Origin of the sequence: Nonomuraea sp. B10E15 (assembly GCF_039871615.1) — a bacterium.
Classification (GTDB): Bacteria; Actinomycetota; Actinomycetes; order Streptosporangiales; family Streptosporangiaceae; genus Nonomuraea.
In genome coordinates this window covers 141,860-166,380 of record NZ_JBDPMB010000008.1, presented here as the reverse complement: position 1 = coordinate 166,380, position 24,521 = coordinate 141,860, and the positions used below count along the sequence as shown (strand labels likewise).

The 24,521-nt window shown below is 69.8% G+C and carries 28 protein-coding genes and 2 tRNA genes; 14 read left to right on the top strand and 16 right to left on the bottom strand.

Going from position 1 to position 24,521, the window contains the following annotated elements; genetic code table 11:
* Positions 1-124 precede the first annotated feature (124 nt).
* Positions 125-604, top strand: coding sequence for a S26 family signal peptidase (locus tag ABGB14_RS23815; RefSeq protein WP_347646028.1), 480 nt, complete (start codon positions 125-127; stop codon positions 602-604).
* Here ABGB14_RS23815 and ABGB14_RS23810 read toward each other — a convergent pair.
* From ABGB14_RS23810 to ABGB14_RS23795, 4 genes are read right to left on the bottom strand one after another with little or no spacing between them, the layout of a single operon-like run.
* A complete protein-coding gene (locus ABGB14_RS23810; protein WP_347646027.1) occupies positions 526-2,418 on the bottom strand; it encodes an ABC transporter ATP-binding protein in 1,893 nt (630 codons plus the stop codon). The genes ABGB14_RS23815 and ABGB14_RS23810 overlap by 79 nt on opposite strands.
* Entirely contained in the window at positions 2,415-2,966 is a 552-nt protein-coding gene (locus ABGB14_RS23805; RefSeq protein WP_347646026.1) for a hypothetical protein, read from the bottom strand. Before ABGB14_RS23805 ends, ABGB14_RS23810 begins: the two co-directional genes overlap by 4 nt.
* Positions 2,875-3,552 (bottom strand): MauE/DoxX family redox-associated membrane protein, encoded by a 678-nt coding sequence (locus tag ABGB14_RS23800; protein ID WP_347646025.1) that lies wholly within the window; start codon positions 3,550-3,552, stop codon positions 2,875-2,877. The genes ABGB14_RS23805 and ABGB14_RS23800 overlap by 92 nt, the downstream gene beginning before the upstream one ends.
* Before the next feature lie 23 nt (positions 3,553-3,575).
* The gene (locus ABGB14_RS23795; RefSeq protein ID WP_347646024.1) at positions 3,576-3,734 is read right to left on the bottom strand and encodes a hypothetical protein; all 159 of its coding nucleotides are present in this window, start codon (positions 3,732-3,734) and stop codon (positions 3,576-3,578) included.
* An 844-nt stretch (positions 3,735-4,578) separates the two neighbouring features.
* Between ABGB14_RS23795 and ABGB14_RS23790 the strand changes: the two genes are divergently transcribed.
* Positions 4,579-4,956 (top strand): hypothetical protein, encoded by a 378-nt coding sequence (locus ABGB14_RS23790; protein ID WP_347646023.1) that lies wholly within the window; start codon positions 4,579-4,581, stop codon positions 4,954-4,956.
* A gap of 300 nt (positions 4,957-5,256) precedes the next feature.
* Here ABGB14_RS23790 and ABGB14_RS23785 read toward each other — a convergent pair.
* A tRNA-Ser gene (locus ABGB14_RS23785) sits at positions 5,257-5,345 on the bottom strand.
* 191 nt (positions 5,346-5,536) lie between these two features.
* Positions 5,537-6,097, bottom strand: a complete 561-nt coding sequence (locus ABGB14_RS23780; protein ID WP_347646022.1) for a YceI family protein — start codon at positions 6,095-6,097, stop codon at positions 5,537-5,539.
* A gap of 103 nt (positions 6,098-6,200) precedes the next feature.
* Between ABGB14_RS23780 and ABGB14_RS23775 the strand changes: the two genes are divergently transcribed.
* The gene (locus ABGB14_RS23775; protein WP_347646021.1) at positions 6,201-6,695 is read left to right on the top strand and encodes a MarR family transcriptional regulator; all 495 of its coding nucleotides are present in this window, start codon (positions 6,201-6,203) and stop codon (positions 6,693-6,695) included.
* A gap of 64 nt (positions 6,696-6,759) precedes the next feature.
* Here ABGB14_RS23775 and ABGB14_RS23770 read toward each other — a convergent pair whose 3' ends face one another.
* Positions 6,760-7,254, bottom strand: coding sequence for a SigE family RNA polymerase sigma factor (locus tag ABGB14_RS23770; protein ID WP_347646020.1), 495 nt, complete (start codon positions 7,252-7,254; stop codon positions 6,760-6,762).
* Between the two features lie 217 nt (positions 7,255-7,471).
* On the opposite strand from ABGB14_RS23770, the gene ABGB14_RS23765 reads away from it, so the two are divergent.
* Positions 7,472-8,410 carry a hypothetical protein gene (locus ABGB14_RS23765; RefSeq protein WP_347646019.1) on the top strand — a complete coding sequence of 313 codons (939 nt, stop codon included), beginning with the start codon at positions 7,472-7,474 and terminating at the stop codon, positions 8,408-8,410.
* 5 nt (positions 8,411-8,415) lie between these two features.
* A complete protein-coding gene (locus ABGB14_RS23760) occupies positions 8,416-9,207 on the top strand; it encodes a MauE/DoxX family redox-associated membrane protein (RefSeq protein ID WP_347646018.1) in 792 nt (263 codons plus the stop codon).
* A 103-nt stretch (positions 9,208-9,310) separates the two neighbouring features.
* Here the strand turns inward: ABGB14_RS23760 and ABGB14_RS23755 are convergent, their stop codons facing one another.
* A complete protein-coding gene (locus tag ABGB14_RS23755) occupies positions 9,311-10,492 on the bottom strand; it encodes an ATP-binding protein (RefSeq protein ID WP_347646017.1) in 1,182 nt (393 codons plus the stop codon).
* A gap of 274 nt (positions 10,493-10,766) precedes the next feature.
* Here ABGB14_RS23755 and ABGB14_RS23750 point away from each other — a divergent pair, with 274 nt between their 5' ends.
* On the top strand, positions 10,767-11,225 hold the full coding sequence (locus tag ABGB14_RS23750; RefSeq protein WP_347646016.1) for a MaoC family dehydratase: 459 nt from the start codon (positions 10,767-10,769) through the stop codon (positions 11,223-11,225).
* Positions 11,226-11,227: 2 nt separating this feature from the next.
* On the opposite strand, the gene ABGB14_RS23745 is transcribed toward ABGB14_RS23750, so the two are convergent.
* The 6 genes from ABGB14_RS23745 to ABGB14_RS23720 all read right to left on the bottom strand — a co-directional run bounded on the left by ABGB14_RS23745 (position 11,228) and on the right by ABGB14_RS23720 (position 16,180).
* Positions 11,228-11,464, bottom strand: a complete 237-nt coding sequence (locus ABGB14_RS23745; RefSeq protein WP_347646015.1) for a hypothetical protein — start codon at positions 11,462-11,464, stop codon at positions 11,228-11,230.
* Complete coding sequence (locus ABGB14_RS23740) at positions 11,461-13,005, bottom strand: radical SAM protein (RefSeq protein WP_347646014.1); 1,545 nt, start codon at positions 13,003-13,005, stop codon at positions 11,461-11,463. Before ABGB14_RS23740 ends, ABGB14_RS23745 begins: the two co-directional genes overlap by 4 nt.
* The gene (locus tag ABGB14_RS23735) at positions 13,002-13,733 is read right to left on the bottom strand and encodes a prolipoprotein diacylglyceryl transferase family protein (RefSeq protein ID WP_347646013.1); all 732 of its coding nucleotides are present in this window, start codon (positions 13,731-13,733) and stop codon (positions 13,002-13,004) included. Before ABGB14_RS23735 ends, ABGB14_RS23740 begins: the two co-directional genes overlap by 4 nt.
* Positions 13,734-13,736: 3 nt before the next feature.
* The gene (locus ABGB14_RS23730; protein WP_347646012.1) at positions 13,737-14,030 is read right to left on the bottom strand and encodes a hypothetical protein; all 294 of its coding nucleotides are present in this window, start codon (positions 14,028-14,030) and stop codon (positions 13,737-13,739) included.
* A 355-nt stretch (positions 14,031-14,385) separates the two neighbouring features.
* Positions 14,386-15,015, bottom strand: coding sequence for a response regulator transcription factor (locus ABGB14_RS23725; RefSeq protein ID WP_347646011.1), 630 nt, complete (start codon positions 15,013-15,015; stop codon positions 14,386-14,388).
* A gap of 28 nt (positions 15,016-15,043) precedes the next feature.
* Positions 15,044-16,180 (bottom strand): histidine kinase, encoded by a 1,137-nt coding sequence (locus tag ABGB14_RS23720; RefSeq protein ID WP_347646010.1) that lies wholly within the window; start codon positions 16,178-16,180, stop codon positions 15,044-15,046.
* A 134-nt stretch (positions 16,181-16,314) separates the two neighbouring features.
* Between ABGB14_RS23720 and ABGB14_RS23715 the strand changes: the two genes are divergently transcribed.
* From ABGB14_RS23715 to ABGB14_RS23705, 3 genes are all read left to right on the top strand, one after another.
* Positions 16,315-16,860, top strand: coding sequence for a hypothetical protein (locus ABGB14_RS23715; RefSeq protein ID WP_347646009.1), 546 nt, complete (start codon positions 16,315-16,317; stop codon positions 16,858-16,860).
* Between the two features lie 56 nt (positions 16,861-16,916).
* Positions 16,917-16,989: transfer RNA gene (locus ABGB14_RS23710), tRNA-Arg, on the top strand.
* A gap of 344 nt (positions 16,990-17,333) precedes the next feature.
* A complete protein-coding gene (locus ABGB14_RS23705) occupies positions 17,334-17,759 on the top strand; it encodes a DUF5980 family protein (protein ID WP_347646008.1) in 426 nt (141 codons plus the stop codon).
* A 367-nt stretch (positions 17,760-18,126) separates the two neighbouring features.
* Here ABGB14_RS23705 and ABGB14_RS23700 read toward each other — a convergent pair whose 3' ends face one another.
* Together ABGB14_RS23700 and ABGB14_RS23695 are read right to left on the bottom strand one after the other, a co-directional pair.
* A complete protein-coding gene (locus ABGB14_RS23700; protein WP_347646007.1) occupies positions 18,127-18,828 on the bottom strand; it encodes a response regulator transcription factor in 702 nt (233 codons plus the stop codon).
* On the bottom strand, positions 18,825-20,165 hold the full coding sequence (locus ABGB14_RS23695; protein WP_347646006.1) for a histidine kinase: 1,341 nt from the start codon (positions 20,163-20,165) through the stop codon (positions 18,825-18,827). Before ABGB14_RS23695 ends, ABGB14_RS23700 begins: the two co-directional genes overlap by 4 nt.
* Before the next feature lie 83 nt (positions 20,166-20,248).
* On the opposite strand from ABGB14_RS23695, the gene ABGB14_RS23690 reads away from it, so the two are divergent.
* From ABGB14_RS23690 to ABGB14_RS23670, 5 genes are all read left to right on the top strand, one after another.
* The gene (locus ABGB14_RS23690; RefSeq protein WP_347646005.1) at positions 20,249-21,892 is read left to right on the top strand and encodes a hypothetical protein; all 1,644 of its coding nucleotides are present in this window, start codon (positions 20,249-20,251) and stop codon (positions 21,890-21,892) included.
* On the top strand, positions 21,889-22,341 hold the full coding sequence (locus ABGB14_RS23685) for a hypothetical protein (RefSeq protein ID WP_347646004.1): 453 nt from the start codon (positions 21,889-21,891) through the stop codon (positions 22,339-22,341). Before ABGB14_RS23690 ends, ABGB14_RS23685 begins: the two co-directional genes overlap by 4 nt.
* Entirely contained in the window at positions 22,338-23,498 is a 1,161-nt protein-coding gene (locus ABGB14_RS23680) for a hypothetical protein (RefSeq protein WP_347646003.1), read from the top strand. The genes ABGB14_RS23685 and ABGB14_RS23680 overlap by 4 nt, the downstream gene beginning before the upstream one ends.
* A gap of 4 nt (positions 23,499-23,502) precedes the next feature.
* Positions 23,503-24,072 (top strand): hypothetical protein, encoded by a 570-nt coding sequence (locus ABGB14_RS23675; RefSeq protein WP_347646002.1) that lies wholly within the window; start codon positions 23,503-23,505, stop codon positions 24,070-24,072.
* A 117-nt stretch (positions 24,073-24,189) separates the two neighbouring features.
* Entirely contained in the window at positions 24,190-24,375 is a 186-nt protein-coding gene (locus tag ABGB14_RS23670) for a hypothetical protein (RefSeq protein WP_347646001.1), read from the top strand.
* The last annotated feature ends 146 nt before the right edge of the window (positions 24,376-24,521 follow it).

The following is a 24,521-nucleotide window of genomic DNA, read 5'->3' as shown; positions in this document are numbered from 1 at the left end:
CTCCTGACTGGGTTTCGCGGTATGCGCCTTGGCGGCGACCTGGCGGATCCGTTCCGGCACGGGCACGCGTGGTTCAGCCGGTGCGGCGGGCCGCGGCACTGGCGGCTTGAGCTAGCATCGGCCGATGTCCTACCTCATGGCAGCTTTCGCGGTGTGCGTGGCTGCCGCAACAGCGCTGGTCCTCGCCCGCCGCCGCCTGACGATCGTGACGGTGGCGGGGAGCAGCATGCTGCCCACCTACCGCCCGGGAGACAGGGTGCTGGTGCGGAAGATCGCCCTCCGGCGACTGCGGCGTGACCACGTGCTGGTGTTCGAGCCGTGCGGCCCCCAGGGCTGGAGCAGGGGCCCGCTGCCACGGCCAGAAGCCGCCGAGTGGGTCATCAAACGCCTGGTCGCCTTGCCTGGCGATGCAGTGCCGCCGCAGGTCATCACCGCCGTCGGCGCCTCCGAAGGCGCGACGGTGCCGCCGGGGAATCTGGTCGTGGTCGGGGACGGCGTGGACAGTGCCGACTCCCGGATCTGGGGCTACCTACCGGACGACCGCGTCCTGGGGGTGGTGGTGCGCACGCTGTCGCCTCCCGGAGTGGCCGGGGCGGGCTCATAACCCGAGGCCTGCAGGTCGAACAGCCGCGCATAGACGCCGCCCGCGGCGATGAGATCGTCGTGACTTCCCCGTTCGACGATCCGCCCGTCATCCAGCACCGCGATGAGGTCCGCGTGCCTGATGGCGCCGAGCCGGTGGGAGATGAGCACGCTGGTCCGGCCCTGCCTGAGCCGGCGCAGGCTCATATGCACGGCATGCTCGGCCTCGGCGTCGAGGCCGGAGCTGGGCTCGTCCAGGATCAGCAGGTCACGATGGCGTCTCATGAGGGCCCGAGCGAGGGCGACCCGCTGCCATTGACCGCCCGAGAGCACGACCCCGGACTCCTGATCGTGCTCCCCGAAGAAGGTCCTGCTGAGCAGGGTGTCGTAGCCGCGCGGCAACGCGCTGACAGTCCCATGGACGCCGGCTTCGGCGGCGGCGGCCTCGATGCGGTCCCCGCCGTTGTCTCCGGCGGAGGCCAGGTCGCCCAACATGATGTTCTGCCCGGCCGTCAGATCGTAGGACATGTAGTCCTGGAAGACCGCGCCGATTCGTTCACGCAGGTCGACGGGACTGACCTCGCGCAGGTCCGTCCCGTCCCAGCGAATGACTCCGCGGTCCGGGTCGTACATCCGGCACAGCAGCTTGACCAGGGTGCTCTTGCCTGCGCCGTTGAGTCCCACCAGTGCCACGGACCGGCCGTACGGGATGAACAGGTCGATGCCGCGAAGGATCCAGGCATGATCGCTGGAGTAGCGGAACCAGACGTCCCGTAGCTCGATGCCGGCGCGCAGCGCGGGCAGCGGGGCAGGTGCGGCTGGAATCGGCAGGTCCGGCCGGTCCCGCACCACGGCGAGATAGTGCCCGAACAGCAACAGAGCGTGGTGCGCCTCAGCCCACTGCCCCACCAGGGAGCCGAGCGCCGCCTGCACGCCTGCGGTCGCGGCGATGAAGACGGTCACATCGCCGACGCTGATGCCGCCCCCGGCGGCGCTCACGACCGCCCACAAGATCCCGGCCCCGGCTACGGCCGTCCCCAGCAGCGACAGCAGCCCATGATGGCGCAGGGCGCTCCTGTCCAGGTCACGTTCAGCGGTGTTGACCGTGCGCAACTCGGCGAGCATCAGTCCGCGCAGGTAATCCCCCAACCCGAACAGGCGGACCTCCTTTGCCGCCTCCGGCGTGGTGAGCAGGGAGCCGAAGAAGATCTGCCGCCGCATGTTGGGCGTGATCCGCGCCTGCACGGCCGCCCGGCGGCGGCTCAGCGAGAGTTGCACCCCCACCGACGGAAGCGCGGCCACGATGATGATCGCCACCAATGGCGGGTTGATCGCCGCAAGCGTCGCGACGAAACCCGCCATGGTCACCAGGGCCTGGCCGGCCGCCAGCGAGGAGGTCACCAGGCGGTCGGGAGCGGTCTCGCCCGCCTCGGTACCCAGCCGCAGATCATCATGGAATCCGGGATCCTCGAACCTGCTCAGTCCTGGATGGATGTTGACGGCTGCGAACAGGCGGTCATAGATGAGCGTCCTGAGCGTGCGGCGCAGCTGCCCCTGCACATACGTCGACAGGGAGGGCGCGGCGATGAGCACCAGCCCCGCCACCGCCAGGGCGGCCGTCACCGGCAACAGCCGGCCGAGGTCCTGCCGGGTCGCCAGGCCGTCGATGACCAGCTTGGTCAGCCATGCCGTCAGGACCGGGGCAACGCCGGAGACCAGCGCGATCAGCACCGAGCCCACCGTCGCGAGCGGGTGCGCCCGCCAGCTGAGCGCGGCAGCCGTACGGGCACGCTCGGGCAGCGAGCCCGCGCCCGGCCGGGAACCGGGGACGCTCACGCCAGTGCCGACCCGGACAGCTCGGCGGGGTCGCCCGCAACCGCAACGATCACGGCGCCGGCGTCGACCAGGAAAAAGGTAGGGTACGAGGTCACCTGGAACGCCTTGCCCACCGGCCCGTCATGCGGCTCGACCACGATGGTGGCCGCCTGCGCCAGGTCGTCGGCGTAGATCGCGGCGTCGCCGTCGTCGGCCGCGATGATCGCCAGCGCCTGCCCGGCCGCCTTGGCGCGCTCGACGAACCCCGGTAGGTACACCCTGCAGACCGAGCAGTCGGTCGAGAACACCCCGACGAGACAATAGGGCGCCGACGCCCCGCCGGCAGTCTCCGCGCCGGTGAAGAACCCACGCGAAATGACGCTCCCGTCGAGACTCACCGCGGTGAAGTCCGGCAGTTCCGTGCCCGGCAGGGCAAATGGCGGCGGCGTGAACAGGTTGTCCAGGCGGCTGCCGTGCTCACGCAGGCGGCGCGTGACGCCGAGCACCAGCAGCAGGTTGACAGCGGTCAGGCAGCCGAGGAGGATCACGGCGGCGACCAGATACGGCATGAGGCGGTCCTTGGGTGAGGGCTGCGAGCGTTCGCGGAGGGCGTGGCGTTTGAACGGCCGGCCGGCCGGCGAACAGGTCCACGAGGTCGTCGAGGAGGACGACCGCCAGCGCGGCAGCCGCACCAGCCACCAAGGCGATCACGACGCCCGCGGGATGCAGGCTGTCGGGCTGTGCTTCCTGATGAGCCGCGACACCCGCCGCAGCGGCGAGAACGAGGAGCACGTTGCGGATCAGATGCCGGCCGCCCAGCGGCGACGCCGTGGCGCCGAAACATCGGCAAGGGGTCCGGGCGCCGGTGCGGATCACCCGCCCGATCGCCGCGCAGAAGGTCAGGAGCACGGCGCCGGCCAGCACGAGACCGGCCGGCGCCGTCCCTTCGGCCACCAGCAGTACGACGACGCTCGCCTCAGCGGCAACGACAGCCGCGCCGACGGCGACCGTCACCCTGGAAGGTAGACGGGGAAGCACATCAGGCACCGACCCGGCGAACCGGCCGAACGCGTCCTTGCTTCTGAGCTTGCCGAGCACCGCCACCAGAAACACCAGGCCGATCGCGCAACGCAAGCCCAGGGCCACATACTGCATGTTCGAGTGAGACGGCTCGTCGATCAGGCAGGGTTGCAGTACGTCCTGCCGGCGACGATGCAGCACCGGAGGCGGTAGAAGGGGGAGGGGTACTCATACCAGCACGTCTCGGCGTTGGCCGTCGTGCTGGGCAGTACTCGGTCAAGGAGCCGGTCGGCCAGGTGATTGATGGAACGGAGCATGGGGGGTTCCTTCATTCAAGCCGACGTCATCACGACGCCCGCAGCCGATGGGCGTGCATCACCCTCGTGTGCAGAAGGGCGATCGATCATGCCCGTATCGACCGCAAACCTAACTGTCGTGCCGCCCGGAGAATAGGTACATCATCAAAACCCAGTCACCTGTCATATACGACACGCCTCCGCACGGTGTTGTCCCACACGGGTGCTCGTCGACCGACATATAACCCGTATCTCATGGATCGGCCATGAGCAGCAGGGCTGGACGCGACCGCGGCGCGTGCTTGCGATGGCGAGGCCGGGACTCGGCGAGACGGCGCTGGTGGAATACGTGGGCTCCGGATGGGAGAGAGGCTGAAGGCTGGGGATGAGTGGACCGATCACGATTTGATCTTCACCACCCGGCCCGGAGGCGCATGGGGCGATCAGGCGGAGATCTTCATCAGTCCAAACTGATCAGGAGGGACGACCACCGCGCGATTCATCGAGGCCGAGTGCTCGGCGAATCTCATTCCGAAACGACAGCCACAGCACCCGGCATCGCCTCCGTTTGCAGAGCCGTTTCGACGATGCGGAGGCCGTATATCGCCAAGGTATGTCCGACCGGCGGCAAACCCGCCCGGCATGCCATCTTCCCGGAACGGGACGACATCACGGGGGACTGCAACCTGACCGGGTTGCATGATCGGCCCCCGCGAACCCAGCGGAGTAGACGGATAGCGAAGTATCTGAATGCCCAGCGTCAATGACAACTTAACTTGATGTCTGCAGACTGGAAATCGGAAAAGCCCTTGCGGCCCACGAGACCACGTGGAAGAGAGCCGCCTGCCCCTGTGGAGGGAACACGGTGAGCAAAATGCTACTCCGCGCCATTCCGGCTTCCGTCGGCGTGCTGTCTGCACTATTGGCGACAGCGGCCGTACAAGGGCCGGCTTCGGCATCAGCACGCGACACCTACAAAGCCAAGCACGGGTCTGACACTGCGACTGTCTGGATCGCCTCCGAAACGATCTATGTGAACGACGGCGAGAAGGATGGACGTGATGTCGTCGGGCAGGTCAAGTGGTGGGATTCTCGGTACGCGCAGATACGCGTGCACAACGTATGGGACCGCAAAGCGGACGGTGAAAGCGTCACGGGCAACGCCCCCGGCCCCGTACGCGGAATCCGGGTCTGCGAGAACGATGGGACGCCCGACGGCGCGTGCTCCGCATGGGTAGGCTGACCGGCCCTCGCGGAGATGGATGACTCGGGAGAACTCGCCTCCGGGTGCACGACACGCCACAACGCCGCGACCTCCTGATCGAGGAGGGCGTCAACCTCCGAGTCGTCCAGGGGGTCCTCCGCCACACCCGTGTCACCACGACAGAGCGCTACACCATGTCGCCACACTGCAGATGAAGGACGCCGGCCAGCGCGTGGACGAAGCCCTTTGGGGACCGGCCCTGACGGGCACCTGCAACCCTGATGTCCACAGGCAAGGAGAAGGCCCTCACCCGCTCTCAGGGTGAGGGCCACTCAACTGCGGAGGATCGGGGATTTGAACCCCGGATGGTGTTGCCACCAAACCGCATTAGCAGTGCGGCGCCATAGACCTGACTAGGCGAATCCTCCCGGAAGCCACCGCGGCTCAGCACAGCGTACCGGCCTTCAGGCGAGGCGGCAAAGCGATTCCCCGCCCGGCTTCGCCAAGAGTTATCAACAGGCTGTGGGTAACTGTCTGTGGATGAAGCCCGCCCACAGCGTGGACGGGCTTCGGGGCTGTGGATAACCCTACCCACGGACGGCTGCGACCCCAACGGGCGTCAGGCGGGGTTGGCTTCGCCCTCGATCTCGATCTTGACCTTCTTGCCCACGAGCACGCCGCCCGTCTCCAGGGTCTGGTTCCAGGTCAGGCCGAACTCCTCGCGGTCGATCTCCGTGGTGATCGTGTAGCCCCACACGGCCTGGCCCCACGGGTTGGTGCCTGCGCCGCCGTACTCGACCGTGAGCTCGACCTCCTTGGTGACGTCACGGATGGTCAGGTCGCCGGCGACGGTGAACTCGTCGCCCTTGTGCCCGACCACGCGCGTGCTCCTGAAGGTGATCTCCGGGTATTTCCCGGCGGACAGGAAGTCGTCGCCGCGCAGGTGGCCGTCGCGGTCGGCGACGCCCGTGGTGATGCTGTCGGCCTTGATCGTGAGCTCGGCGGACGACTCGAGCGGGTTCTCGGCGATCGTGACCGAGCCGCTGAAGGTGTCGAACGAGCCGCGGACCTTGCTGACCATCATGTGCTTCACCACGAAACCGACGCGCGTGTGGGCCACGTCTAGGTTGTAGGTGCCGGCGGCCGGGATGGTCAGGGACTCCCAGGTACGAGTGCTCATAGGGGTTCTCCTCAGAAGGGGGTTCCGGTGCAGTTATCTGCGACAACAACTATGTACACGAGGAATATTCCGAACGTCAACTATCGTCGGTTAGGCTGTGAGTGTGCTGAACTTCGACGACCCCCGGCTGACGGCCATCGGACTCCTGAGCGAGGCGTACGCCGGTCTGATGGCCCGCTTCCAGCCCGTGCTGACTGCGGCGGGGTTGTCCGAGATCGACTTCGAGACCCTCATCCGGCTGGCCCGCTCGCCTTGGCAGCGGCTGCGGATGAGTGATCTCGCCGCCCAGACCGGGCTGTCCACCAGCGGCGTGACCAGGGTCGTCGACCGGCTCGAACGCGAAGGGCTGGTGCGCCGCGAGGCGTGCCCCACCGACCGCAGGGCCTCCTACGCGGTGCTGACCGACGCCGGGCGCGAGCGGCTGGAGACCGTGGTGCCGCAACATGTGCAGGACATCGACGACTGCTTCACCGGGCTGCTGAGCAGGTCCGAGTTGGAGGCGTTCCTGGGCAGCCTGCGCAAGATCAGAGCCGTCGTACGCCCCTGCGCCACCGCCGGCGCGGTCGAAGCGGAGGCCGAGGCGCCGGCCTCCTCGTGAGGAGAGGGCCGTCGCCGGCTTCCTCATGACGAACGCGGAGAAACGCGGAGAGAGGCGTCCGGCCTCAGCGTGACGGCAGCAGGGCGCTTCTCAGCTTGGCCATCGCCCGCGACACCGTGCTCTTGACCGTGCCGACGCTGATCCCCAGCGTCCTGGCGATCTCCGGCTCGGTCATGTCCTCGTAGTAGCGCAGCACGATCGCCGCCCGCATCCGCTCGGGCAGTTCCTCCAGCGCCTGTTCGAGCTGCTCGTGCACCTCGCCGCCGCCCACCGGCTCGGACATGGTCGCCTCGGGCAGGTCGGCCGACGGATATTCCTCCAGCTTGCGGCGCCGCCACTGCGAGATGTTGATGTTCACCATGGCCCGCCGCACGTAGCCGTCGAGTGCGCCCCTGTCCTCGATGCGATCCCAGGCCAGGTACGTCTTGGTCAGCGCGTTCTGCAGCAGGTCCTCGGCGTCCAGCGGATGCCCGGTGAGCTGGTTGGCCGCGCGCAGCAGTGCGGGCCCGCGGGCCTGCACGTACTCGCGGAACTCGTCTTCCCAGCCGGTGGTCTGCATCGTGGCCAGAATCGCAGCCCGATGCCCTATTGGGCCTGAACCGGAATTCAGGTTTCGGCCCGCCCACGACAAAGGTCCGTCAAGGTCGGTGGCGGTTTGTACGCCGCCGGGTGTCTAGTCACTTCCCCGGGGTTGCGTATTTTGCTCTTGTCTGCCCCGGTACGGTGTAAGCCACCCCCAAGTCGTGTGAATCTAGTACCCGACGAGGGAGGGGCGCATGGGGTATCCGAGCGTTGAGCGCCGCCGGGTGCTCGCCGCCGCCGTACTGGGTCGCGATTCGGATCCCGCTCCGGACAACGCGGACCCTTTACGCGCCGTCGCCGGCGAGATTCTGGACGTCAGCCCGCACCTGATCATCATCGAGACCCCCGGCGGCGCCGAGGAACGGCTCGTGATCGCGCCGTGGGCCACCGCGTGGCACGGGCGGGACGCGGCTCCCACCGACCTTCCCGTAGGGGCCATGGTCATGATGCGCGCCTTACGCGACGGGCGGGTGGTGGAGCGGATCTGGGCCGACGCCACGCGCGTCACGGGAACGATCCTGTCCATCCAGGGACGCAGGGACCTGACGGTCGAGCTCGACTGCGGCCCGCACCGCGGCCACCGGACGATCACCATCCCCTACCGGGCTTCAGGACGGATCCAGGTACGGCATCCCAAGTTCGAGCCCGGTTACCTGTTCGACGCGATCGGGATCAGGCAGGACGGCGGGAGCCTGGCGCTGCTCCCCGCGACCTCCCAACCTCCTTACCCGGCGCGGGCCGTGCCCTCGCCACCGCACGTGCACGCGGGGATGGCGGGCGGCATCTCGGGCACCGCCACCTGGTCCGACACGTTCGACGAGGAGGAGCGGGGCGCGGCCTACCCGATGCTGGAGCGGGCCGACACCGGCTGCGCCCAGGCGGGGGTGTCGTGCGCCGGGCTGCCGTACCTGTCGGTCGGGTCGCTGCTCCGGGTCACGAACGTGTGCTCCGAGCGCGCCGCCGACGTGCCGGTGGTGGCGTGCGGATGTCTGGCCGGGCGGTTCTGTGACCGGTGCGTCGAGTGCGACACCTCGCCGCGCGGGCGGATCGTCGAGCTGTCGCCGTTCTCCTACGTGGAGCTCGGCGGTGACCTGGTCAAGGGGTGCTTCAACGCTCAGATCGGATTGGGGTGACGCACGTGTGGGAATCGCAGCTCCCGCTGCTGGTCGTGCTGCTCGTTCTGGGCACCATGGCCAAGGTGATCACGGTGCGCTCGGGGGGTGAGCCGGGCGCGCTGTCCAACCTGGGGCCGGCGGTCCTGGTGCCGGGGCGCCTGCGGGTTCCGGCGCTGCTGGCGTGCGCGGCCGGCGAGCTGGTGCTGGCCACGGGCCTGCTGGTGACCGACCACGCGATCTTCAGGTGGGCGACGGTCGCCTTCTTCGCGATGTCCACGTACGTGCTGCTGGAGCTGCGCAGGCGGCGGCCGGACGCGGGGTGCGGCTGCTTCGGCGAGGTGAGCTCGGCGCCGGTCGGGCTGCGTTCGATCGGCCGGACCGTGGTGTTGACCGGGATGGCCGGGGTCTCGGTGCTGGCACCGGTGCCCGGGTGGGTGGCCGTGTCGCACCCGTCGTGGCTCACGGCCGCGGGGATGGCCCTGCTGCTCGGGTTGTCGCCGGAGATCGACGAGCTGATCGAACGCGCCCGCTTCCGTGCGCCGTGCGAGCGGCGGCGCGGCCCGTCGGAGTCGGCGACGCTGGCCCGGCTCAGGTCGAGTGGCGCCTGGCGCACCCATCGGGACGGGCTGGCGTCGCCGGAGCCGTACGACAGCTGGCGCGAGTTGTGCTGGCGGTTTTTCGCCTTCCAGAACCACGACCACGACGACGTCGTCTTCGCCGTCTATCTCAGCGGCCGGCGCCCGGCGGTGCGGATGGCCGTGGTCGGTTCGGAGGGCAGCGAATCTCTGACGGAATATACGCCAGTATCGGCCTGACGCTAGAGAGCGTTAGATTTCGCTCGACAGGCAGGCTGATATAGCTCTATTGGGCTGTCTAGCTTCCCCACTAGACAGCCCAATAGAGGTCTAGGGGCGTCGCTCAAACGGGTTGAGCGCGCAGGAACTTGCCGAAGTGCGGCACCGTGAACGCGATCAGGCCGCGCTCGGCGCTGTAGATGAGCCCTTTCTTGATGAGGCTGTCGCGGGCAGGCGAGAGGCTGGACGGCTTGCGCCCGAGGGCGTCGGCCACCTCGGCGGTCGCGACCGGCTCGTCGCCGATCTGCGCCATGGCGTGCATGTAGTCGCGCTCGGCGGGGGTGGCCCGCTCGTAGCGGCTGCCGAAGAACCCGACGGCGAGCTCTTCCTCTGCCTCCGGGGCGGAGACCTTGACGTCGTCGATGGTGATCGGGCTGCGCGGCGCGAGATCCCACGCGACCTTGCCGTAGGCCTGGACGAAGTAGGGATAACCGTCGGCGGCTTCGTAGAGGGCGTCGAGCGCCTCCTGGGTGAACTCCACCTCCTCCTCACGCGCCGGCAGGATCAGCGCCATGTCGGCGGCGTCGCGGTCGAGCTTGTCGATGCGCGCGTAACGGAAGAGCCGCTCGGAATAGCTCTTGCTGGCCGACAGCACGCTCGGCAGGTGCGGCAGCCCGGCGCCCACCACGATCAGCGGCCCGCCCGACTGCGACAGCTCGTGGCAGGCGGCGCAGAGCGCGGAGACGTCGGCGGGCTGCACGTCCTGCATCTCGTCGATGAACAGCGCGATGCCCACCGCCAGGTCGGTGGCGACGCCGGCGGCGTCGACGAACAGCTCGGTGAGGTCGATCTCCAGGTCGCCGGAGTCGGCGCGCCCGCGGCTGGCGGGCACCTCGATGCCGGGCGACCAGTGCGAGGTGCCCTTGGCCGCGGACGGATCGCGCATGGCGAACGCCTTGAGCACCCCGAGGAACTCCTCGATGCGCTCGGGCGCGCGGTGACGCGGGGCCAGCTCGCGGATCGCCATGTGCAGGGCGGCCGCGACCGGCCGCCTGATCGACTGGTCGGGCCGGGCCTCGATCTTGCCCGTGCCCCACAACCGCTGCATGGCCATGGACTTGAACGTGTTGAGCAGGACGGTCTTGCCGACCCCCCGCAGGCCGGTGACGACCATGCTGCGCTCGGGCCGCCCACGGGCCACTCGCTCCAGCACGACCTCGAACTGCTGCAGCTCTCGATCGCGCCCGGCGAGCTCCGGCGGACGCTGCCCGGCGCCGGGGGCATAGGGGTTGCGCACAGGATCCACGCTCTCGGACTCTATTGCCGGATATAGCGGCCGTCTTAGATTTGGGAAGAAAGTGCTACGGCGTGTCCGGACAGGGGCCAGTGCGAGCACCGTCATCGGACACACCCCCTCTCACCAGGCCGAACCCTTGTTCGATTGCGGTACTGAAGACTGTAGCGCGGACTCGAACATCTATGCGATGGTTTCGAGTAAAGATCTTCGCAACAGCTCGACGCGTCCTGCTGAAGGCGGCGAACTTGGCAGCCGCGCCACCCGGGCAATAGCGTTCGGGACCATGCGGACCTTCGCGAACGTTCAGGAGCTCAAGGTGGCCGTCGGCGAGACCTTCGGCCCGACCGAGTGGCAGACGGTGACCCAGGACCAGGTCAACCTCTTCGCCGACGCCACCCATGACCACCAGTGGATCCACGTGGACGTGGAGCGCGCCAAGGAGGGCCCGTTCGGCGGCACGATCGCGCACGGCTATCTGAGCCTGTCGCTGCTGCCGTCGTTCATGTTCGAGATGGTCAAGGTCGAGGGCATCGCCATGGGCGTCAACTACGGCCTCAACAAGGTCCGCTTCCCCCGGCCGGTGCTCGTCGGCGCACGCATCAGGGCCACCGGCGAGCTCACCGACGTCAAGGGCACGCCGGCCGGCTACCTGTCCAACCTGAAGATGACGATCGAGATCGAGGGCGAGAAGCGCCCGGCCTGCGTCGCCGAGACCCTCAGCCTCTACGTGCCCGCCCAATAGCGTCAGAGGACGATCGCCGCGATCGCCGCCAGGCCGATGAGGGCGAGGTAGGCCAGCACGAGCCGGGTGTCCCTGAGCAGGCACTTGCTCCGGGTCAGCCCGGCTCGCCGCGCCCTCCAGTAACCGGCGAACCCCAGGACCGCGAACGCCAGCACCGCCCACGGCCCGAGCAGCCAGGCCAGCAGCGCGACGGTCGCGTACACGCACAACCGGAGCGGATCGTACGGCTCCTTGTTCACAACACCACCTCGAACGGGGCGCGGGGCCGCGCGGCCACCGCGGACAACCGCTGCCGGGAGAGCTGCGGCCAGGCCTGCACGGCGCAGAACGGCGCGCACTGGTCCTGCTCGGCGCGCGTCCCCACGTGCACGCAGCACTGTGTGAGCCGCTCCTCGATCATGGTCGAGATGTCCATGAACGGTTTGACGGTGATGCGCACGATCCGCTCCCCCATCATCCTGCGCAGCTTCTTCCGCCGGCCCGGCAGGGCCGACGACGCCAGGGTGAGGAGGGTGGAGACGCCGAGGTCGCAGTTCTCGCAGATGTTGCGCCACAGGTCGCCGATCTGGGGGTGCGAGAGCGACGACTGCTCCGACAGCAGCCCGAGCAGGGACTCCTGTACGGCCAGCCGCAGCTCGCGCGGGATCTCCGAGTCGGCGATGCGGTTGGAGACCAGGCCGAGGTTCTCCTTGAGCCGGTCGTGGCCGATCAGCGCCGTCAGCGAGCGCCACTCGCGGGCGTCGTCGCGGATGAGGTAGCCGACCGAGCAGCAGTGCGGGTGGGAACAGGGCAGCGCGGTCAGGTCGCGCCAGGTGACCAGGCCGCCGGTCTGCGGGCCCAGGCGGCTCAGCACGCCCGTGTGCGTGAGGCGGTCCTCCGGGTCGATGGTGCCCGACCTGCCGGAGCCGAACTGGGGCTGGAGTGACACGCCTCCGACGTACGGGGTGTCGAGGGCGAGGCGTACGACGTCGCCGATCTCACCGTCGTTGACGCCGAGCGCGGCGGTCATGACGAGGGTGGTGAAGATCTCGCGTCCGGACAGGCGCTGCACGGCCTGGGCCTTGATGCGGGTGAGGTCGCCGCCCCTGTGGTGTTTCGAGGCCTCGGCGGAGCCGTCGTACTGGAGGTAGACCTCGACCCGCTCCCTGTGCTCGGTGAGCAGGTCGAGCAGGGCGTCGTCCCTGGCGATGAGGACGCCGTTGGTGTTGATCAGGATGCGGGTGACCGGGCGGTCCGCCAGCTCGGCCAGGAGGGTGCCGAGCTCGGGGTGGAGGGTCGGCTCGCCGCCGCTCAGCATGAGGACGTCGAGCTTGCCGTTCTCGCGCTGGAGGCGCTGGTCGACGTTCGCGAGGATGTCGGAGACGGGGACGATGCCGGTCAGGTCGGGCGAGCTGTCGGCGAAGCAGGTGGGGCAGCGCAGGTTGCAGGCTTCGGCGATGTCCTCGAGGAGGATGCAGGTGTGCTGGGTCTGCATCTCGGGGAGTCCGTGGAGGTAGGCCTCGGGGATCGGGAGGAAGTTCCCCGACATATCCGGCATGTGCTGCTTGGTGGGGGCGGTCCATTCCTCCAGGTACGCCAGGATTTCTGGGTCTTCGTCGTACAAAGTCCGGATATATCCGTGTTCTCGGCATCCGCGTTCCAGCCAGACCTTGCCGTCACGCTCGGCCAGATAGCCGCTCAGCCGCTCCACCCGGTCGAGGTCCCGGCCATGGCACCTCGGGCAGAACGCGTTGACGTACCTGAGAATGCGGTCGCCCCGCAACCCCATCCCTGTGCTCACGACAGGACCTTCCGGTTGAAGAGGGAAACGTAGTAGCCGCGCCGCCAGCCGTACCCGAGCCTGAGGGCGAGCAGCAGCACGCCCGGGATCAGGAACCACTGCGGCCTGGTCAGATCCAGCCAGACCGTCTCGTTGGCCCTGGTGAACTCGACGAGGAAACGGAAGACGGCGTACGCGGCGACGTAGAGGGTGAACAACTCCCCCGGCTGGGTGAGCCGTCCGCGGGCCCAGAGCAGCGCGGCGAACGCGGCGAGCTGGAAGACGATCTCGTAGACGAACGACGGATGCATCGCCTGGCCGGTGAGGCAGCCGGGGCATTCGGGGGTGGTCGCCGGGGCGTGCACGCCCCACGGCAGGTCGGTGGGCCTGCCCGGCGCCTCCGTCAGATGGCAGCCGATCCGGCCGACCGCCATCCCCAGCGCCACGGCCGGGGCGAACAGGTCACCGGTGCGCTCCTTGTAGCCGATGAGCTTCTTGGCCACCAGGACGCCCGCGTACGCGCCCGTCAGGCCGCCGAGAATGCTGCGGGAGCCGTACAGCCAGAGGTCCTTGGCGTCGAGCGTCTCCAGCCAGCCCGCCAGGCGCATCCCGATGGCGCCGCCCACCAGAGCCCCGGCGACAGCGATCAACGACTGCTCGCTGAGCGCCCCACGCCTTCTCGCCTCCCGCACGAAGACCACGGAGGCCACCAGGACGCCCAGGCCGACGAAGATCTCGTGGTAGGGCATGCTTCAGCCGTACAAGCTGGGGTTGAGCCCCGTGCAGAGGCCGGCGGTCAGGATCGACCAGAGCGCCCACCCGATCATCAACCCGAGACCGGTGCCCCTCGCCCAGACCTTGCCGCGGACCAGGCACAACCCGATGCCCGCGCCCAGGCCGACCAGGGCGAGCACGGCCGCGCCGACGATCACGTAAGGGGTGGAGCTGCCCTCGGCTTCCATGGCGGCGACGAAGACGGCGAACCCGAGCACCGCGTTGATGAGGCTGTAGACGGTCAGGCCGACGAACACGAACGCGACCAGCACACCGGTGGAGGCGCCGCCCGACGGGGGCGGCGGGCCGTACGGGAGGTGCTGGTAGGGCGGTTGTCCCTGGTGCGGACCTTGCGGGCCTTGGGGCGGACCCCCGTGCGGTGGTCCGTGCGGCGGCCCTTGAGAGGGAGGCCCTTGGGACGGAGGCCCCTGCGGTGGCACCCACCGCTGCTCCGGCCCCTCATCACCCGGCGTGCTCACTGACGCTCACCTCCTAGTCGGGATCAGACTAGGAGGAACCGGTTGACATTGGCCAACAGGCCCCGGCTAGGCATACAGCTCCGTGCACAAGCGACGCCGGCGCCCGCCCGATCGTCCCTCCCCGACGAGGCTTTCCGGTCAGCCAGCCTTATGCCCCTTCCGAGTAGTAGATCGCCGCCTGCACGCGACTCTTGAGGCCCAGCTTGTTGAGCACCCGGCTGACGTGCGTCTTCGTCGTGGCCTCCGCCATGTCGAGCTCTCTGGCGATCTCGGCGTTGGACAGGCCCCGCCCGACGCAGGCCAGCACCTCCCGCTCCCGCGGCGTCAGAATCTCCGGGCCGGGGCGCGGCTCCCTGCGCGGCGCCTGATCCGCGAAAGCGGCGATCAGCCTCCGCGTGACACCGGGCGAGATGAGCCCGTCGCCCCGCGCCACCAGCCGGACCGCCTCGACCAGCGCGTCGGCGTCGGTGTTCTTCAACAGGAAGCCGGCGGCCCCGGCCCGCAGCGCCCCGAAAACGTAGTCGTCCACATCGAACGTCGTCAGGATCAGCACATCACACACCCCCGACAGTTCCCTGGCGGCGGAGATGCCGTCGAGCCTCGGCATGCGTACGTCCATCAACACCACATGCGGCCGCAACTCCCGGGCCATCGCCACGGCCTGCTCCCCGTCGGCCGCCTCACCGACCACCTCGATGTCGTCCACACCGTCGAGGATCAGCACGATCCCGGCCCTGACCGCCGCGTGATCGTCGGCCACCAGCACCCTGATGCTCACCCGCGCACCTCCACCACGTCACCCCTTCTCACGACTTCTCACCAGGAGCCGCGGGAAGCACCGCGGCCACCCGCCATCCGTCTCCCCGAGGACCCGCCTCGAAGGAGCCCTCGACCAGGGACGCCCGCTCCCGCATCCCGATCAGCCCCGCCCCGGCCCCCGGCAGCCGCGCGTCGCTCCCCTGGACCGCGTTGACGACCGTCAACGACACCTGCTCGGGGCCGTAGGACACGACGACCTCCACCAGCAGGTCGCCGTGCTTGAGCGCGTTGGTCAGCGCCTCCTGCAGGATGCGGTAGCCGGCCAGATCGACGGCCGCAGGGATCTCGCGCGGCTCGCCCTCGACCCGGAACTCCGCCTCCATGCCCGCCCGCCTGGCCCTGTCGACCAGGCTCTCCGCGTCGGCCAGCCGCGGCCGGGTCGCCTCTTCCGCCTCATCGCCCTCCTGTCGCAGCAGCCCGATCATCGCCCGCATCTCGGCCATGCCCTTCAGGCTGTTCTCGCGTACGGACTCCATGATCTTCTGCACCGTCGCCCGATCGAGGTCCTTGCGCGAGAGCGCGGCCGTGGACTGGATGGCGATGGCGCTGAAATGGTTGGCGATCATGTCGTGCAGCTCGCGAGCCATCCGGGTGCGCTCGGCCGCCACCGCCGCCTGCCGATCGAGCTCGGCCAGACGCGCCACCTGCTCGGCCCGTTCCCGCTCGGCCGCCGCCCGATCCCGCTGCTCGCGCAGCACCATCGCCGTGAGGACCGGAGTCACCAGCACGAGCCCCGCCTGGATGCCCATGACGGCCGGCACGAGCCAGTCACCCTCGACGAACCCCGTCACCGCCCCCACGACCACCGCCAGCACCGAGCTGACGCCGAGCAGCCACCGGGCCAGCCTGGCCGGCCCGTAGAGCGCCGCGGCGTACAGGTTGTCGGTGAAGACGAGAATGGTGCCCAGCGACGGACCCACCGCCACGTCGAGGGCGATCCCCGCCGTCCCCAGCCCCAGGCACAGCAGCGGCGCCCGCCGCCGCACCAGAACCGCGGCACAGGTCAACGCCAGCGGCCCGGCGAGCCACCATTCGGGCAGGCCACGCTGGAAGTGCGCCCCGCCCGCGATCAGCACCAGCCCCGTCGCGAACGCGAGCCCGGCACCCAACGCCACCCGTTTCATGTCCTCATCCCACCACCCTCCGGACCCGGTTCCCTCCTGCTGCGCGACCGCCTGTGGATACACCCTTCGATGTATCCACAGTCTCGTTTTCACTGACGATGTGCCGGCCCGCCCCCGGCCGGAGACTGGAACACGTGATTGTCGCCATCATCATCGGCTGCGAGATCGGCTTCTGGATCCTGCTGGCCCTCGGACTGGCCTCCCGCTACCTCTGGCATCGCCGCACGCTGAGCACCGCCCTCCTGCTCGCCGTCCCTCTCCTGGACGTGATCCTCCTGGCGGCGGCCGTCATCGACATGCGCGGCGGCGCCACGGGCGACGTCCGCCACGGGCTGGCGGCGGCGTACCTCGCCTATTCCATCGTCTTCGGCCACCGCACCATCCGCTGGGCCGACGCCACCTTCCACCACCGCTTCGCCGGCGGCCCCCCACCCTGGAAACCGCCCGCCGGGGGCATGGCGAGAGCCCGGTACGAATGGGTGCTGTGGCTGCGCATCGTCCTGGCGTACGGGATCGCCTGCGTCGTGCTGCTCGGCCTGGTGTGGCTCGTCGACGACCCGGCGCGTACGGAGGGCCTGGTCGCTTTCATGGAAGGGCTGTTCAAGATACCGCTGATCGCCGTACTCTGGCCGCTCAGCTACACGCTGTGGCCCCGCAAGGTGGAATCGGCGAGCTCATGATTGCGGCATGTGGTTCGAGGCACTCCCAAGGACCCGCTATGCTGGTCTAGCAACAAGCGGCCGTAGCTCAATGGATAGAGCATCTGACTACGGATCAGAAGGTTACGGGTTCGACTCCTGTCGGCCGCGCACCTGGTCAAAGGCCCTCCGGGATGATTCCGGAGGGCCTTTTGCGTACGGCAGCGCAGCCCGGCACAGCCGATCCCCCCGCGAACAGCCCATGCCGATGGGACGCCCGCCACTGAGGTGCCGGCGAGCCCCTCGAAGGCTGTGGACTCGAGCCGCAGAAAAGGCCTGCTCAACTCGCACCCTGCCGGTCTCCAACAGCCCCTCTTTGCCGAGATCGCAACGAGCCCTTTCACCTCAGGATGAAAATTTCATAAGAATGCAGAAACTTTCTTGTCAAGGGTCCTTTAATGATCAATGATCGCCGAGTAAGGGAACTTTAGGCATAAGCACCAAGGGAGGCAGCCGTGAAAAAGAGTCACCGCGCCGCCAGGGCAGCGCTCGGCCTGACGGCAGGACTGGCCATCACCTTGGCCGGCAGCCCACCCGCGTCGGCGGCCACATGGGACCTCTGGGGGGAAAATCAAATCTGCATCCAACATCCCCACTCCCACTGGACATACTTCGTAGCCGCCATCGTCGGCAGCTGGTCGTCGACCGTTCACGTCACGCTGGAGGACCTGCCCCCCGGTGCGGTCGTCACCAATGCCGACGCGATTCCCCCCGGCTCTAACTACACCAGGCCCAACGGTTCGACAACGCTCAACGGCTGGGTCACCGCAGAGTTCGAGCCGCTGCCGATCGGCGTCTACACGGCGCAGTTGACGGCTTCGGACGGGACGCAGACTCTGTCCGACCCCGTCACCATCACCGTTAAGGAGCGCTGCCCCTGAAACGCGCATCCACAAAATATGCTCGGAAGTGGGCAAGGGATCTGCTCTATTCGGTAGGTGTATCAGCCTTTGCATAGCGGCAAAACACCGTCCGCGGCGCCCGATGGCTATGTAGGTGAATCCGAGAGCCAGATGTCAGTCAGTTTGAGAGCCATTTGGTGACCAACTGGGCCTGGAGTGTCGGTGAAAACGAGTGCCATGCCCCAGCGGGCGGGGCATGGCTCGGCTGGACCCGCTGGTCACGCAGGTGGCGCACGCGCTCCACCGCGCCGTCGCCGATGTGCACGGGCCGGCACTCGCGCGGCCGCCGTCGACGAGCTGGACCTGGCGGGCTACCACCTGCTGCCCGCCACCCGCGCGGACCTGCTCACCCGCCTGGGCCGCACGGACGTCCGGCGGACGGAGGCCGCGCGGAGGCCTGGCCGACGAGGCCGTGCAGGTGGGCGTAGGCGACCGCGTGGATCCGGTCGCGCAGGTGCAGTTTGCCGAGGATGCGCGACACGTGCGTCTTGACGGTCTCGTCGCCGATGCCGAGGCGGTCGGCGATCTCGGCGTTGCTGTGGGCCTCGGCCAGCAGCAACAACACCTCACGTTCCCGGGTGGTGAGAAGATCCAGGCCGGTCGGGGTGGGGGGCGGGGCGATGCCGTCGGCGAGGCGGGCGCTGAGGCGCCGGGTGACCGACGGGTCGATGAGGGTGTCGCCGCGGGCGGCCACCCGGATGGCTGCGATCAGTTCCTCCGGCGGCAGGCTCTTGAGCAGAAACCCGCCGGCTCCGGCCCGCAGTGCACGATGGACGTAGGTGTCCTGGTCGTAGGTGGTCAGCAGGATCACCTTGGTGGTGTTGGCGGGGTCGGCGAGTATCGCCTCCGTGGCGCGCAGGCCGTCCAGGCGCGGCATGCGGATGTCGATGATCGCCACGTCGGGACGCAGCCGCGACACTTCGTCGACCGCGCTCCGCCCGTCGGCAGCCTCCCCCACGCATACCAGGTCGGCCTGGGTGTCCAGGACGGCGCGCAGGCCGGAGCGGAACATGGCGTGGTCGTCGGCGATCAGGACGCGCAGGGTCACGAGGGGTCCAAGGGGAAGGTCACGGTGGTGATCCAGGTGTTGCCGTCGGGGGCGGGCCCGTAACTGGCCGACCCCGCGAACATGGTGACACGGTTGCGGATGCCCTGCAGGCCACGGTGAGGCGAGTCCGGCCGGGCGCGGATGGCGGGGGCGTTCGCGCCGAGGGGGTTGGAGGTGGTCACGGTGAGCCCGGCGCGGTCGTAGCGCAGTTCGACCTCCGCGACGCCGCCGGCGCCGTGCCGCAGGGCGTTGGCCAGCGTCTCCTGCACCACCCGATAGGCGGCGATGTCCAGTGACTCCGGCAGCCGGGACGGAACGCCGTGGACGCTCACCCGCGCCCGCAGGCCCACGGCGCACAGGGTGTCGAGCAGTTCGGGCAGGTTGTCCAGCCCGGGCTGGCTGTCCTCCTCGGCCGGGTTGCCGTGCAGGACATCCAGCAGGCGTCGCAGGTCCAGCATGGCGGCCCGGCTGGAGGTCTCCACGGCGGTCAGCGATGCCGTCAGGTCCTGGGCGCCGGCCGTCGTGGTGGCCCGCATCCGGGCCACCCCCGCGTGCATGCCGATCGCGCTGACGTGGTGCGAGATCACGTCGTGCAGGTCGCGGGCGATGTTGCTGCGCTCTTCGGCGATGGCCGCGGCCATCGCCTGCCGGGCTTCGGCCTGTTCCCGCTCGGAGCGCTGCTCCAATTCGGCGATGTAGGCGCGGCGCGCGGTGGTGTAACGCCCGACGAGCCAGGGCAGCAGGGCATCGCCCAGGACGTTGAGCAGGAACCGTCCCTGCTCGAAGGGCGCCCCGCCGAGGATCGGCCGCATGACCGCGCCCGCGGTCAGGCAGAGCAGGGACACCACCGCCGGCGCCCGGTTCAGCCAGGCGCCGACCCGGTAGGCGGAGATGAGCATGCCCGCCCTGTTCAGCAGGGGCACCGGCCTGGGCTCGGCGGGCCCTGCCTGACCGGCATGGGCGAACAGGACCGCGCCCGCCACCATGACGGCCGCCTGGGCGACGGCCACCACGCCCGACAGGCGCGGCGCGCCGGCCAGGGCCGCGTCCACCACGACGATCGCCGCCAGCACGGCCCAACTCCACACCGCCGGAGCGGGGCCGTATCCCATGAACAGGGCGAAGGCCAGGACGTCCACCCCGAGGGTGACAGCGGCGATCATGATCGCCTGGCGGGTCAGCGACCCGCTGACGTCGCGGATGCGGACCGGCCCTGCCCCGCGCCCGCCACGCCCTTCGCTGCCGGACACCGGCACCCCTCCCGTCCTGCGCCGCAACGGCCCGCGGCTACGTGGGCGGGCCACCATGATCACCCATAATGCCTGGTCATGCAGCATAGGTGGGTCCCCCGTCCGGGGGACCCGCATCCCCTGACACCGTGACGACAGCGGCAGGCGGGCATCCCTAGGCTGCCCGCACGATGAACGACACCGCAGCGCGCACGATGACGGGGCACGACAGCACGGCTCCTCCGCCACGCCGCCTCCGCGCCGTGCTCGCCGTCCTGCTGAGCGGCGTGACGCTGCTGCTCGTCCTGGGCCCGGTGGCCGAAGCGGACTCCGCCGACGGCGCGGACCTGCACGTCGCCCAGACGCTCGGTGATCGGGAGCTGACCGTCATCCTGCGCCGCGTCACCGGCGTGCCCGGGCCGCTGCACGTGGACGTGATCACCCACACGGGCACGGCCGCCGGCCGGCTCGACCTGGCGGTGGTCCCCACCGGCGTCTCCGCCTCCGCGTCCGCCGGCTCGGCGTCGGGCACGACCGTCGACACCGCCGTGGTCACCTTGGGCAGCCGGCCCGGCACCTACTCCGCGGTGCTGGACGTCACCCGGGCCGGGCCGTGGGAGTTGTCGCTGCGCGACGAGAAGAGGACCGCGACGATCCCCTTCGTCGTGCCGAAGCAGGTGACCTCGCCGCCCGAGACCGCGGTGTACCTGGGGTTCAGCGGTGCCGGGCTGCTGGTCCTGGTCGCCGTCCTGGTCGCCGTGCGCGCGCGCCGCGGCTGGTGGACGCTGGTGCCGGGCGGCGCCCTGGTCGCCTGCCTGGCCGTGGCGGTCACCGGCGCGCTGCTGTCGTCCCGGCTGCCGCTGCCGCCTTCCCAGGGCGGGCAGGTCGACGCCACCATCGACGGCGTCACCGATCCCTATGCGCACGTGGAGCAGCAGGTGAGCAACTATTCCCGCCCGCCGGGCACGCTGCTGTTGTCGTCGTCCACCAACCGAGCGGGACAGGTGGCTGATCTGCGGCTCGTCCTCTCCGACGCCGCCACCGGCCTGCCCCTGGACGACATCGTCGTGCACGACGGGGCGCTGCTGCATCTGCTGGTCGTCAGCCCTTCGGGCCGGTTGCGGCATCTGCACCCGGTGCGGACCGGGACCGGCGTGTACGAGGTCCCGTTGTCGCTGCCCGAGGCCGGCCATTACGCGCTCTCCGCCGAGTTCGCCCGCCGGGGCGGCGGCGTCCAGCAGCTGCGCTCCGCCACCGGCATCGACGCGGTATCGGCCGCGCCCGCGCGGACGGAACCGGGCGGTCTCCAGGTGGGCACCGGTCCGCGGACGGTGGCCGGCGTAAAGGTGCGGCTCACGGCGTCCTCGCTGGTGGCGGGCGAGACGGCCGTGCTGACCGCCCGCGTGGGCGACACCGCGACCCTGCAGCCCTGGCTCGGCATGATCGGGCACCTGATCGTCGTCGGCCCGCTCTCTCCTACGGCGGCGGCGGGGACGGGGACGCAGGGTGCCCAGGTCTGGGCCCACTCCCACTCCATGGGCGCGTTGCCGGACGGCCCTCACGAGATGAGCGATCCGGCGGGCACGGGGCACGCGACGCATTCATCCGCCCATGACATGGACGCGGGCATGCCCGGGATGAGCGGACTGACCTCCGTCAACGGCGACAGCACCGCCGACGAGACCGTGGCCGCCTACGGCCCCGACGTCTCCTTCGTCTACACCTTCCCGGCGGCCGGCCACTACCGGGTCTGGATCCAGGCCGAACGCGGCAACACCATCCTGACCGTCCCGTATCTGCTCCACGTCACCGGCGCCGCGGATAAGACGCCATGAGCCGGCGGTTCCTGGTCGCCGCGGTGCTCCTGGCGGGAACCCTGCTCACCGCGTTGTCGGTGCGTGCCCTGTGGGCGCCGTGGTCCGGCACGGCGCAGCCCGCCTCGGATGCCCCGCCCGGTGCGGCGACGCTCACCGGCGGCACCGCCCGCGAGACGGTGACACTGACGGTCTCCACGCCGGTCACCGGCACCACGGCTGTCGACGTCCGGCTCGTGCCGCGCGACGCGGCGGCGACCGGCGGGGCCCCACCGGTGGTCACGGTCTCTGCGGTGCTGCCCACCGCAGGTCACGCGGTACCGGACCACCCCGCTGCGCGGACCGTGGACGGCCGTTACCACGTGGCGGACCTTCCGCTGATGATGCCGGGCCGCTGGCAGGTCGTCGTCGCCGTCGACGGCGACGGCCGCCACGACCGGCTCGTCTTCCCGCTCACCGTCCCCCGTTGATCCCCCCGAAAGGCATGAGCCTGATGGCCCCTGTCCCCGCATCCACGTCCCGGCAGGCGGCCCCGGCCGGCGCGTACACCGTGCTGGCCGGCACCCTGTTGTCGCTGGTCGGCATCAACTGGGACGTGCAATGGCACGTCGACGTCGGCCCGGACACCTTCTTCACCCTGCCCCACCTCCTGCTGTACTCAGGAAGCGCCGTCGCCGGCGTCGCCAGCCTGGTGATGGTGCTGCGCGCCACCTCCGCGCAGCGGGCCGGGCACCCGCCCGATCCCACGGTCGGCGGCAGCCCGGTCCGGGTTCTCGGCGGCACGTTCACCGCGCCCCTGGGTTACCTCGTCGCCGGGATCGGCGGCGCGTTGTTCCTGCTGTACGGCCTGCTCGACCTGTGGTGGCACTCCCTGTACGGCTTCGACGCCGTCCTGGACTCCCCGCCCCACGTCGCCCTGTTCATCTCCATCAGCCTGACCATGCTCGGCAGCGTCATCGTCTTCGCCGCCGCCCGCGCACGACGGTGGGGGCAGATCGGGCTCATCACCAGCATCCCCGTGCTGATCATGTTCACTCCCCTCACCACGAGCGCCTTCAACAGGCTGGGTCTGCCCGTCAGCCCTCAGCTCGCGAGCAGCGTCTTCTTCGCCGTTTGTTTCGTCCTGATGGGCGCGATGACGCTGCGCCGCTCGCGGGTGGCCGTGTCCATCGCGGTCGTCCTCGGCCTCATGCAGCTGTTCCTCTGGTGGTTCGCGCCGTGGGCGGCGCGGGTTTACGCGGACTACGTGCGCTTGCCGCTGCGCGACAACCTCCTGGACGTCCCGCCGCAGTTGCCCTCGGGCATCCCGATGTTCCTGCTCGCCGCGGCCCTGGTGATCGAAGGGCTGCTCCGGCTCGGACGCGGGCGCGGCTGGCCGGCCCGCTGGCTGCCCCAGCTCACCGGCGCGGCCGGCGGCCTGGTGGTGAGCCTGTCGATGCTCGTGCAGACGTCGCTGCTGCGCGCGGGAGGGCCGATGGGCCGGCCCGCCACCTCCGTGACCTCGGTGGTGGCCAACGTGCTCCTCGGGCTGGCACTTGGCGCGCTGGCCGGGTTCCTCGCCGCCCGCTTCGCAGTCCTGCTGCACCTCAACGCTCCCGCCCCCGCCCTCGACCAGGAAGGACGCTGAACCGATGCGTCTCACAACGCTCCTCGCGCCCTGCGTCGTCGGCGCGGTCGTGCTCCTCGCCTCCCCGGCCGCTCAAGCCGAGCCCGAGCCGGAGCAGGCGTACGCGCCGGTCGGGGTCGTCCACACCGAGCGGGTGCAGGCCGGCCCCTACCACCTGACCGTTGGCTTCTCCACCTGGCCGCTGCGCGCCATGCAGTCGCTGGACTTCACCTTCGTCCCCGACGGAGGGCTGACCGGCAAGTCCGGCACCCTCAGCATGACCGGCCCCGGCATGAAGCAAGGGATGCGCAGGACGAGCCCGCTGTCCCGCCACCCACGCAAACGGGACGTCTGGGGCCTGGACATCCACGCCCTGCCCACGGCCGGGCCGTGGAGCTTCACCTTCACTGTGAACGGCCCGCAAGGCCAGGGCACGGCCACGCTCGCCGATGTCACCGTGCTGGAGCAGCCCGGCCCGCCGCTGGCACTGAGCTGGACGTTGTGCACGCTGCCCGTGCTCGGGCTGATCGCCTTCCTGGTCGCCGCCTGGCGACGGCACCGCCCGTCCCGCCGCCTCGCGACGCTGGGCCTCTGACAGCGCGGCGCACGCCCCGGCCAACCTCACAGGGCCATCTCTCAAGCAGAGGTCAGGTGGCCCCCGGCAGCGCGAGCGCGTCCGATTGCGACACCCGGCGGCCGGGCCGGGTCGCTTTTGACCCTGCTCGCAGGCCAGATGCAGCTTGGTGGTCCAGCCGCCGCGGGAACGGCCCAGCGCATGATCGGCCGGTTCGAGACGCTCGCCGCCGGGCGGCTCGGCCTGCAGATCCCGCTTTTACGCGCACCGGCGGCGTGCTGGTGCGCGCGGGTGATGGTGGAATCCACGCTGACGTTCCGGTGATGTGCCCGGCCGCATCGGCCATCGCCTGCAACGCGGTCAAGATCCGCTGCCAGGTCCCGTTGCGCTGCAACCGTCGAAACAGCGCATAGACCGCCGACCAGGATCCGTGGCAGGCGGGCACGTCGCGCCACGGGGCGCCGACTCGC

Bases quoted from the DNA above. Each gene is read 5' to 3' on its own strand.
- ABGB14_RS23735 (WP_347646013.1), bottom strand. From the start codon at position 13,733: ATGCCCTACCACGAGATCTTCGTCGGCCTGGGCGTCCTGGTGGCCTCC.
- ABGB14_RS23695 (WP_347646006.1), bottom strand. From the start codon at position 20,165: ATGCTGCATGACCAGGCATTATGGGTGATCATGGTGGCCCGCCCACGT.
- ABGB14_RS23805 (WP_347646026.1), bottom strand. From the start codon at position 2,966: ATGCCGTATCTGGTCGCCGCCGTGATCCTCCTCGGCTGCCTGACCGCT.
- ABGB14_RS23720 (WP_347646010.1), bottom strand. From the start codon at position 16,180: ATGAAACGGGTGGCGTTGGGTGCCGGGCTCGCGTTCGCGACGGGGCTG.
- ABGB14_RS23800 (WP_347646025.1), bottom strand. From the start codon at position 3,552: ATGCAGTATGTGGCCCTGGGCTTGCGTTGCGCGATCGGCCTGGTGTTT.
- ABGB14_RS23690 (WP_347646005.1), top strand. From the start codon at position 20,249: ATGAACGACACCGCAGCGCGCACGATGACGGGGCACGACAGCACGGCT.
- ABGB14_RS23795 (WP_347646024.1), bottom strand. From the start codon at position 3,734: ATGCTCCGTTCCATCAATCACCTGGCCGACCGGCTCCTTGACCGAGTA.
- ABGB14_RS23750 (WP_347646016.1), top strand. From the start codon at position 10,767: ATGCGGACCTTCGCGAACGTTCAGGAGCTCAAGGTGGCCGTCGGCGAG.
- ABGB14_RS23770 (WP_347646020.1), bottom strand. From the start codon at position 7,254: ATGCAGACCACCGGCTGGGAAGACGAGTTCCGCGAGTACGTGCAGGCC.
- ABGB14_RS23780 (WP_347646022.1), bottom strand. From the start codon at position 6,097: ATGAGCACTCGTACCTGGGAGTCCCTGACCATCCCGGCCGCCGGCACC.
- ABGB14_RS23815 (WP_347646028.1), top strand. From the start codon at position 125: ATGTCCTACCTCATGGCAGCTTTCGCGGTGTGCGTGGCTGCCGCAACA.
- ABGB14_RS23675 (WP_347646002.1), top strand. From the start codon at position 23,503: ATGCGTCTCACAACGCTCCTCGCGCCCTGCGTCGTCGGCGCGGTCGTG.
- ABGB14_RS23765 (WP_347646019.1), top strand. From the start codon at position 7,472: ATGGGGTATCCGAGCGTTGAGCGCCGCCGGGTGCTCGCCGCCGCCGTA.
- ABGB14_RS23685 (WP_347646004.1), top strand. From the start codon at position 21,889: ATGAGCCGGCGGTTCCTGGTCGCCGCGGTGCTCCTGGCGGGAACCCTG.